A 7,350-nucleotide genomic window follows, 5' to 3' on the forward strand; every position below is an offset into this window, starting at 1 on the left:
GCGGCGGCGACCCGGCGGAGGGTGCGCGCGTCGGCGGAGGCGAACACGTCGGCGGGCGCACCCTCGACGATCTGCCGGGCGAGCCGGGCCGAGCCGCCGACGTTGAGCCGCACGTCCAGGTCCGGGTAGCGGTTCTCGAAGTGTCGTTCCAGCTCGCCGAACACACCGGTCAACGAGGCCGCGGCGAACACGGTGAGCGTGCGGTCCCGCGCGGACACACCACCGCACCCGGCCACCACGAGCGTGCTGACGGCCAGCAGCACGGCGACGAGCGTGCGCGGCACGGGGGTCGCCCGCGCGTCGCGCCCGGGCGCGCGCCTCACGGCCCGTCACCCGGTGTCTCGACGATCACCTGGGTCGCCTTCACCACGGCCACCGCGCACACCCCGGGGGCGAGACCCAGTTCCCGAACCGCCTCGGCGCTCATCAACGACACGAGCCGGTTCGGCCCGCACTGGAGCTCCACCTTGGCCATGACGGTGTCGGCCACGACGTCGGTGACCAACCCGACGAACCGGTTGCGCGCCGAGCGCCCCACCCCGGTGGGGTCGGGCGCGGACCCGGCGGTGGCCCGGGCGAACGCGGCGAGTTCCGCCCCGTCGACCACCATGCGCCCGGCGTCGTCCCCGGCGGAGGTCAGCCGCCCGGCACGGACCCAGCGGCGGACGGTGTCGTCACTCACGCCGAGCAGACGAGCGGCCTCGGAGAGCCGAAACTGCGGCATGAGACGGAGAATATCGCCGCACCTGCGCCTGTGCCAGTGGTCGTTCGGCCGAGGGTGTGACGGAGGTCTTATTTTCGTCGGTATCCCGACTAGGCTGGACGGGGTGACGGGAACGGACCTCGGCATCCCCAGGGTGCCCGGAGCGCGCACGGCACCGGACCACACACGCCCGGACGATCCCTCGCTGATCGACAGCTTCGGGCGTGTCGCCACCGACCTGCGGGTGTCGCTGACCGACAAGTGCAACCTGCGGTGTACATACTGCATGCCCGCGGAGGGGCTGGACTGGGCCCCGGGTGAGCAGGTCCTGTCCGACGACGAGCTGGTGCGGCTGATGGACGTCGCCGTGCGGCTGCTCGGGGTGACCGACATCCGGCTCACCGGCGGCGAGCCGCTGCTGCGTCCGGGTCTGGAGGAGCTCGTCGCCCGGATCACCGCACTGCGACCCCGGCCGCGGTTGTCCATGACCACCAACGGCATCGGGTTCGCGAAGCGGGCGGAGCGGTTCGCGGCCGCGGGTCTGAACCGCATCAACGTCTCCCTCGACTCGGTGCACCCGGAGACGTTCGCGCGGGTCACCCGGCGCGACCGGCTGCGGCACGTCCTCGACGCGCTGGCGGCCGCCCGGGACGCCGGACTGGACCCCGTCAAGATCAACACGGTGCTGTTGTGGGGGGTCAACGAGCACGAGGCGCCCGAACTGCTGCGCTTCGCCCTGGAGCACGGCTATCACCTGCGGTTCATCGAGCAGATGCCGCTGGACGCCCAGCACGGGTGGAGCCGCGCCGAGATGATCACCGCGGACGAGATCTTCGACCTGCTGGGTGCCGAGTTCACCCTGACCCCGAGCCCGACCGAACGCGGCGGCGCCCCGGCGGAGCGGTGGCTGGTCGACGGCGGTCCGCAGGAGGTGGGCATCATCCCGTCGGTGACCCGGCCGTTCTGCGCCGCGTGCGAACGCACCCGGCTCACCGCCGACGGCGCGGTGCGCTCGTGCCTGTTCAGCACCACCGAGACCGACCTGCGCGGTCTGGTCCGACAGGGTGCCGACGACGGGGAGATCGCCGACACCTGGCGCGCGGCGATGTGGGGCAAACTCGCCGGACACGAGATCAACGAGGCCGGTTTCGCGCAGCCGATCCGGCCGATGAGCTCCATCGGCGGCTGATCCGCGCCCACGCACGCGAACGAGGGAGCAGGCGATGCACACGTCGGGGACCGGGCACCGTGCCGCGGCACCGGAGAACACCACCGCACCGGAGAGCCCCACGACCCCACGGGGCCACGCGGCGCCGGGAAACGCGGCGCCGGGGGACCCAGTGCCGGGGAACCCGCTGCCGGGGCACCCGGTGCCGGACGACGCGGGAACCGCCGTGACGGTGCGGGTGCGGTACTTCGCCTCGGCCCGCGCGGCCACGGGGCTGGACTCCGAACCGGTCCGGCTGGCCGAACCCGCCTCGGTGGCCGACGCCCTGCGGTGGCTCCGTGAACGGCACGCCGGCACCGGGCTGCCCCGCATCCTCGACGCGGCGGGCTTCCTGCTGGACGGCGTCGCGGTGCGCGACCACACCCGCCGTCTGCCCGACGGGGCCCAGCTCGACGTGCTCCCACCGTTCGCGGGCGGCTGACCGTCCCCCTCCCCACCGGTACCGGCCCCCGGACGGGGCAGGACCGGTTCACACCCCCGGTGGAGTCCGCCACCGGATGCCGCACCGACGGAGGGTGTGCACCTCCCACCGCGGGCGGGCCCACGTGTCCGGTTCATCCGGACCATCCGTTCACCCCGGCCCGCGCGTGCCCGCACGAACGGAGCAGACGGGTCGTCGGCGGCGTGACCCAGACCTCACTTTGGGTGAAAAGTTTCGAGACGGACACGGACCGGTAACAGCGCCCTACGCAGGGAAAATAACCGGATCGTGCGAAGGTTGCGCGCCGTTACTGTGGTCTAGCCCACGGTTCCATCAATTTCCGATCACGCTCGTTGTTACGTACCGTCGCAAATTGGTTGGCCCCGACCAACCGGGAACAACCGGGTTCCCGTCTGCGCCGAGCCCAGTCCGGCGGGATCCCGGAGACACGGAAAAACCCCGAGCGAAACGCACTTCTCGGACTGGGACGAGAGGGAGGCGGCATCCCCCGGTGCCGCCTGTCGGCCCGAGACGGTCGGCCCGGCTCACCGCCTGCCCGCGGTACTCGACAGGCGCGGAAGTCGAAACCGAGTCGACATGGCTTATCGAGGCAAGCACCGCAAACCGTCCGCTGCGTCCCGCAACCTCGCCCGCGTCGCCGTCGCGGGCATCGCCGTGGGTGCGCCACTGTCGGTGGCCGCGACCCCGGCCCAGGCGGCGGACAGCAGCGTCAACTGGGACGCGATCGCCGAGTGCGAGAGCAGCGGTGACTGGAGCATCAACACCGGCAACGGCTACTACGGCGGGCTCCAGTTCAAGCTGAGCACCTGGCGGGCCTACGGCGGCACCGGGATGCCGCACGAGGCGTCCCGCTCCGAACAGATCCGGGTCGCCGAACGGGTCCTGGACGGTCAGGGCATCGGCGCGTGGCCGGTCTGCGGCGCGAAGGGCTCCTCGAACGTGAGCTACGAGGGGAGCAACACCCAGGGGGCGCAGGACTCCGGCTCGACCCAGAGCCAGTCCACGCAGCCGGAGCAGACCTCCGAGCCCGCCCCCGAACCCGCCCCCGAGCGGGTCGCGAAGTCGAACCCGGACGGCGACTACGTCGTCGAGAAGGGCGACACGCTGAGCAAGATCGCCGACGAGAAGGACGTCGACGGCGGCTACACGACGCTGGTCGACCTGAACGAGGGCTACATCTCCGACCCCGACTACATCGTGGTCGGGCAGAAGATCGCCACCGAGTGACCCCCGGTCCGGACGGGCCGGACCGACCCGGTCGGGCCCGTCCGGACGGGTGTCGGTATGGGGAGGGCCCCACCACTGTCCCCCGGGTGGTGGGACCCTCCGCCGAAGGACCGACACCCCGACACGCACGCAGCCCGACACACACCGGCGACCGGCGCCGCGTTACGGCGAGTTGACCCATTCGTCGGTGCCGTCGGCGAACCACTGGTGCTTCCACACGGGCAGCCGTGCCTTCACCTCGTCCACCAGATCCGCGCAGGTGGTGAACGCCTCCGCCCGGTGGTCGGCCGCCACCGCGCACGCCAGCGCGACGTCACCGATCGTCAGATCCCCGACGCGGTGACTCACCGCCACCGCCCGCACCCCGGCCCGCCGGGCCGCGACCTCGGAGACGACGTCGGCGAGCACCGCGCCCGCGGTCGGATGCCCCTCGTAGTGCAGTGCGGTCACCGACCGGCCGCCGTCGTGATCGCGCACGACGCCGCCGAAGGTGACGACCGCACCGGCACCCGCCTCCTCCACCAACCGGGCGTGCTCGTCCACCGACACCGGCTCGTCGGTGACCTCGGCGCGGGACACCCGGGCGGGTGCGGCCGGGGCCGCGTCCCCGCCGACGACCCCGGATCCGTCCCCGTCCCCTGCCCCGGAGTGCCGGGGATGATCGCCGCCCGCGATCTGATCGAGGGCGTGGTCGAGCACGGCGTCGAGCACCGCGAGCCCGTCGGCCACCCCGCCCCGTGACCCCGGCAGGTTCACCACCAGCGTCCGGCCCGCCACACCCGCCCTCGCCCGGGACAGCACGGCCGTGGGCACCTTCTCCCGCCCGGCGTCCCGGACCGCGTCGGCCAGCCCGGGCAGCTCGCGGTCCAGCAGCGCCGCCGTGGCCTCCGGCGTCCGGTCGGTGGGTGCCACGCCGGTGCCTCCGGTGGTCACCACCAGGTCGATGCCGTCGGTGACGAACCCGCGCAGGGCCCGCTCCACCGGGGCACCGTCGGCGACCACAACCGGGTCGGTGACCTCGAACGACCGTGCGGCGAGCCAGTCGGCGATGACCGGCCCGGTCGTGTCGGCGTAGACGCCGTCCGCCGCGCGGTTGGACGCGACGACGACCCGCGCCGTGCGTTTCATCGGTTCTCCTCCCGCCGCCAGGTCCCGGACTTCCCCCCGTCCTTGACCACCAACCGCACCTCGTCGAGCGAGGCGGCGGGGTCCACGGCCTTCACCATGTCGTGCAGCGTCAGCCCCGCGACGGCCACGGCCGTCAGCGCCTCCATCTCGACCCCGGTGCGGTCGCTGGTGCGCGCGGTCGCGGTGATCACCACGTGGTCGGGGCCCGGGTCGAAGTCGAGGTCGACCTTGGACAACGCGATCTGGTGGCACAACGGGATGAGCTCCGAGGTCCGTTTGGCGCCCATCACCCCGGCGATGCGGGCCGTGGCGAACGCGTCCCCCTTGGGCAGCTCCCCGGTGGTCAGCAGGCCGATCACCTCAGCGGTGGTGCGGACCGTCCCCCGGGCGACGGCGGTCCGGGCCGTGACGTCCTTGCCGGAGACGTCGACCATCCGCGCCGTGCCCGACTCGTCGACGTGGCTGAGCCGCCCGTCGCCTTCCGTGCTGTCCCGCCCCGTGCCGTGCGGTCCCGTGTCGCGCGGTCCCGTGTCGTGGTGGTCCGTCCCGTCCCGCCGCGCGCCGTCCTGTCCGCTCACGCCGTCGAGGTTACGGCGTCGGTGGTGGTCCCGGACACATCACCACCGCGGGCGACCTCGGCCACGGCCTCGGCCACGGCCGGGGCCACCGCCGTGTCGAAGACGCTCGGCACGATGAACGACGCGTTGAGCCGGTCGTCCACCACGTCGGCGATCGCGTCGGCGGCCGCCACCAGCATCCCGTCGTCGATGTGGTGGGCGTGCGCGTCGAGCAGCCCGCGGAACACGCCGGGGAAGGCGAGGACGTTGTTGATCTGGTTCGGGTAGTCGCTGCGCCCGGTGGCCACGACGGCGGCGTGCCGCTGCGCCTCCAGCGGGTCGATCTCCGGATCCGGGTTGGCCAGCGCGAACACCACCGCGTCGTCGGCCATGGTCGCCACCTGCTCGGCCCCGAACAGGTCGGGTGCCGAGACCCCGATGAACACGTCCGCACCGACCAGGGCGTCGTGCAGCGTCCCGGTCATCCCGTGCGCGTTGGTGTGCTCGGCGACCCAGCGCAGGTTGTCGTCCAGGCCCTCCCGGCCGGGGTGGACGACCCCGTCGATGTCGACCGCGACGATGTCGGCGGGCGCCTTGCGGCGCAGCAGCCGGATGATCGCCGATCCCGCCGCACCGACCCCGCTGACCACGACCCGGCACTTCTCGAGCGGCTTGCCCACCACCCGCAGGGCGTTGCGCAACGCGGCGACCACCACGATCGCGGTGCCGTGCTGGTCGTCGTGGAACACCGGGATGTCGAGCTGTTCCCGCAGCCGCGCCTCGATCTCGAAGCACCGCGGCGCGGCGATGTCCTCCAGGTTGATGCCCGCGTACCCGGGGGCCAGCGCCCGCACCGTGCGGATGATCTCCTCGGTGTCCTGGGTGTCCAGGCACACCGGCCAGGCGTCCACGCCGGCGAACTTCTTGAACAGGGCCGCCTTGCCCTCCATCACCGGCAGTGCCGCCGAGGGACCCACGTTGCCCAGGCCCAGGACGGCGGACCCGTCGGAGACCACGGCCACGGTGTTGCGCTTGATGGTCAGCCTGCGCGCGTTCTCCGGGTCGGCCGCGATGGCCTGGCACACCCGCGCGACCCCGGGGGTGTAGGCGCGGGAGAGGTCGTCCCGGTTGCGCAGGTCGACCTTCGGCGAGACCTCCAGCTTCCCGCCGAGGTGCATCAGGAACGTCCGGTCGGAGACCTTCCGTACCCGCACCCCGGGCAGCGCGTCCAGCGCGGAGGTGATGTCGTCGGCGTGGTCGGCCGACGACACGTTCGCCGTGATGTCCACGACGATCGCGTCGGCGTGCGACTCCACCACGTCGAACGCGGTGAGCACGCCGCCGACCCTGCCGACCGCCGTGGTCAGGTCACCGGCCGCGCTGGCCGAGGGCGGAGCCTGGAGCCGCACGGTGATCGAGTAACCGGGCCCGGGAACCGGCATGGCAGGCACCCCCGCATCGAGATTGACCGTCGAACGGGGGAAAGCCTATCCCCGCGAGCGGCCCACTCCCGGCGCGGAGGGGTGACTGACCAGTAACTTCGCTTCCGTCGGACCGGCCCCGGGCCCGCCGGGGCCTCCGGCTACGCCGACTTGTTGATCTCGGTCTGCGGGTGCTCGTAGGGCACCCGCTCCAGCGGGAAGGTCATGTCGTCCCCGAACGGCGACAGCGCCCCCTGCCGGTCGGCCGCCAGTTCCGAGACCGGGTGCGAGTCGCCCCCCGTCTCCGGCCACTCCGGGTCGATCCGGTTCCGCTTGCCCGCCTTCGCCACGGCGTCCTCCTCACTCGACCAACGACTGACCACAGTGTGCCGGATGGGCCCGGCCGACGGATATCGTGGTGACAATGGTCGCTGTCTCCCTCGCGGACTGGCTGAGCTCGCGTCCCGACGACGAGCTGGCCGCGCTGCTGCGCGACCGGCGCGACCTCGCGACCCCGCCACCCGCCGATTCCGGCGTGCTCGCCACGCGCGCGGGTACGGCGGGCTCGATCGCGCGCGCGTGCGAGAACCTGGACACCGCCACCCTCGCGGTGCTGGAGACGCTGCTGGCCCTGGACGCCGACA

10 protein-coding genes are annotated in these 7,350 nt (G+C 72.8%); 4 read left to right on the forward strand and 6 right to left on the reverse strand.

The window, feature by feature from the left end; all coding sequences use genetic code 11:
- Both ACTIR_RS22200 and ACTIR_RS0107390 read right to left on the reverse strand, forming a co-directional pair.
- A partial coding sequence (locus ACTIR_RS22200; RefSeq protein WP_411431319.1) for a molybdate ABC transporter substrate-binding protein occupies window positions 1–323 on the reverse strand: 323 nt, incomplete at its 3' end.
- On the reverse strand, window positions 320–724 hold the full coding sequence (locus ACTIR_RS0107390; protein WP_026453782.1) for a TOBE domain-containing protein: 405 nt from the start codon (window positions 722–724) through the stop codon (window positions 320–322). The genes ACTIR_RS0107390 and ACTIR_RS22200, both read right to left, overlap by 4 nt.
- 103 nt (window positions 725–827) lie before the next feature.
- Here ACTIR_RS0107390 and moaA point away from each other — a divergent pair, with 103 nt between their 5' ends.
- The 3 genes from moaA to ACTIR_RS0107405 all read left to right on the forward strand — a co-directional run bounded on the left by moaA (window position 828) and on the right by ACTIR_RS0107405 (window position 3,600).
- Window positions 828–1,892 (forward strand): GTP 3',8-cyclase MoaA, encoded by a 1,065-nt coding sequence (gene moaA / locus ACTIR_RS0107395; protein WP_026453783.1) that lies wholly within the window; start codon window positions 828–830, stop codon window positions 1,890–1,892.
- A gap of 34 nt (window positions 1,893–1,926) precedes the next feature.
- Window positions 1,927–2,352 (forward strand): MoaD/ThiS family protein, encoded by a 426-nt coding sequence (locus ACTIR_RS25290; RefSeq protein ID WP_026453784.1) that lies wholly within the window; start codon window positions 1,927–1,929, stop codon window positions 2,350–2,352.
- A 597-nt stretch (window positions 2,353–2,949) separates the two neighbouring features.
- The gene (locus tag ACTIR_RS0107405; RefSeq protein ID WP_026453785.1) at window positions 2,950–3,600 is read left to right on the forward strand and encodes a transglycosylase family protein; all 651 of its coding nucleotides are present in this window, start codon (window positions 2,950–2,952) and stop codon (window positions 3,598–3,600) included.
- Between the two features lie 162 nt (window positions 3,601–3,762).
- Here ACTIR_RS0107405 and ACTIR_RS0107410 read toward each other — a convergent pair whose 3' ends face one another.
- From ACTIR_RS0107410 to ACTIR_RS0107425, 4 genes are all read right to left on the reverse strand, one after another.
- Window positions 3,763–4,728 (reverse strand): molybdenum cofactor biosynthesis protein MoaE, encoded by a 966-nt coding sequence (locus ACTIR_RS0107410; protein ID WP_026453786.1) that lies wholly within the window; start codon window positions 4,726–4,728, stop codon window positions 3,763–3,765.
- Window positions 4,725–5,306, reverse strand: a complete 582-nt coding sequence (gene moaC, locus ACTIR_RS22210) for a cyclic pyranopterin monophosphate synthase MoaC (RefSeq protein WP_034238848.1) — start codon at window positions 5,304–5,306, stop codon at window positions 4,725–4,727. Before moaC ends, ACTIR_RS0107410 begins: the two co-directional genes overlap by 4 nt.
- Window positions 5,303–6,727, reverse strand: a complete 1,425-nt coding sequence (locus ACTIR_RS0107420) for an NAD-dependent malic enzyme (protein ID WP_026453787.1) — start codon at window positions 6,725–6,727, stop codon at window positions 5,303–5,305. The genes moaC and ACTIR_RS0107420 overlap by 4 nt, the downstream gene beginning before the upstream one ends.
- 140 nt (window positions 6,728–6,867) lie before the next feature.
- On the reverse strand, window positions 6,868–7,056 hold the full coding sequence (locus ACTIR_RS0107425) for a hypothetical protein (protein WP_026453788.1): 189 nt from the start codon (window positions 7,054–7,056) through the stop codon (window positions 6,868–6,870).
- 74 nt (window positions 7,057–7,130) lie between these two features.
- Between ACTIR_RS0107425 and ACTIR_RS22215 the strand changes: the two genes are divergently transcribed.
- Window positions 7,131–7,350 (forward strand): hypothetical protein (locus ACTIR_RS22215; protein WP_034238851.1); only part of this gene is annotated, 220 nt, incomplete at its 3' end.

It is taken from the genome of Saccharomonospora iraqiensis subsp. iraqiensis (genome assembly GCF_000430445.1).
GTDB classification, from domain to species: Bacteria; Actinomycetota; Actinomycetes; order Mycobacteriales; family Pseudonocardiaceae; genus Saccharomonospora; species Saccharomonospora iraqiensis.